This is a genomic window from Candidatus Symbiopectobacterium sp. NZEC135, assembly GCF_025962695.1.
Map to the genome: position 1 here is coordinate 1 of NZ_JAGFPF010000413.1, position 1506 is coordinate 1506.

A 1506-nucleotide genomic window follows, 5' to 3' on the forward strand; every position below is an offset into this window, starting at 1 on the left:
ACATCCGTTCTGACATTTCTTTCCAGCTTGCTTTTTTTAATCATCCGATGTTTCAAACTGTCGATTTCACCCGTCAGCAGCCTTCGGACTGCAATATGAAAAGCCAGACCTGCCAGCGTAAATCCGACAGTCAATATCCAGAGTGATAATCTGAGCAGGATGTCATTATCGAGCACTTTAAAGAAAAAACTCAGCCCCTGAATGGTCAGTGGTGACAGGGTGCCAAATATGAAAAAGAAGGTGGATACACCCGCTACCGATTTTAACCAGAGGGGGGCATTTTTTCTTTCTTCACGTGGCAGATGAAAGATGAATGGCAGCGTCAGCCCGGCAAATACGGACAATATTACCGGGTTGTGTTGTAGCCAGAGCAGAAAAAAAGAAAAGGCATCCGAAAAGGCATTCAGCCTTTGCATCAGATGGATTCCCATCGCAGTGATCTCCGGTCTGATTTCGGTGTGACGGGCGCATCACATGGGCGTCACCGATGGACGTTAAACCCCACGCCCACGCGCGACGCCTATTGAGGACGCCCATAAACGGATGAAGAGCACTGAACGTCTGCGACGCTCATGCCCGTTATCCGCGCTTTCAGAAAACAGCCGACGCATGGTCGTCAGCTCCCTGAAACGCCCGAATGACGGGCAAAGGCGTGTGACATACGCTCGTGCTGGACGCTCTCCCTGCATGTCACATGGGGGTAATGTCGTGGCTGGACGCCACCCCAAAACCCCCAACGGCAAAGGCGGCACACCGTCGCACGCTACGCGCGACCAACCCCTTTAAGACGCGCGTTTCGCCTGTTTTTTCTCGCAAGCTCCAAAAAACGGGAACGCTGCTTTAAAGGGGTTGGTCGCGCCTGATCGGCAATATTCCCCGCTGGGGCGGGAAATATTACCTGGCTTGACGGTGTGCGGGGCTTTGCCCCCCAAATAAACCGCTGTCGTGGGCGACAGCTTTTCGCTCGCTGGGGCGGCGAAATTTATTCGGCTCCCCCCGGCCTGCTCAATTCGCTTTAGGCGAATGTTCGCAGGTGGGCGCGGTGCCTGAAAATTAGCAATTTCTGCGAAATTAAATTTTCTGTCCGCGCTCCACACACTTATTTTACGGCTTAACAATTTCTCCGAAATTGAAGCCAAAATAAGCATGCTTTAAAACCGCCGTCTGTCAGTCTGTGGCGTCATTCGAGACATTATCAATGTTTGTTATTCACATCTGTTCGCGGGCTATTTCAGCCCGGCATTCTCGTTCCGCGTTTAATACCGCATGATAGGTGTCATCATCGACTTTCGTTCCCTGACTTTCGGCATACCGCCTGAGCTTCTCGGCGTCCGATTCATTAAGCTGTGACAGATGATGTCGCAATAAACCGGTAAATCGGCTTTCATAGATTTCGTAATAAAGCCCGCATCCCTGATTGGCTTCTTTTGACAGGGAATCATAGATACATGTGACAGATATTCTGTCGTGATGCGTTGAGTGAATATTGGCAATAAACAGGTCTTC

Annotated in this window: 2 protein-coding genes and 1 pseudogene; all 3 read right to left on the reverse strand. The window is 50.6% G+C overall.

Going from position 1 to position 1506, the window contains the following annotated elements:
• Positions 1–431: pseudogene (locus tag J5224_RS27405) on the reverse strand (MFS transporter); the annotation flags it as partial.
• A 351-nt stretch (positions 432–782) separates the two neighbouring features.
• A complete protein-coding gene (locus J5224_RS27410; protein ID WP_261867628.1) occupies positions 783–1148 on the reverse strand; it encodes a hypothetical protein in 366 nt (121 codons plus the stop codon).
• Positions 1149–1209: 61 nt separating this feature from the next.
• On the reverse strand, positions 1210–1506 hold a 297-nt coding region (locus J5224_RS27415), incomplete at its 5' end, for a dpoa decarboxylase (RefSeq protein WP_264628295.1).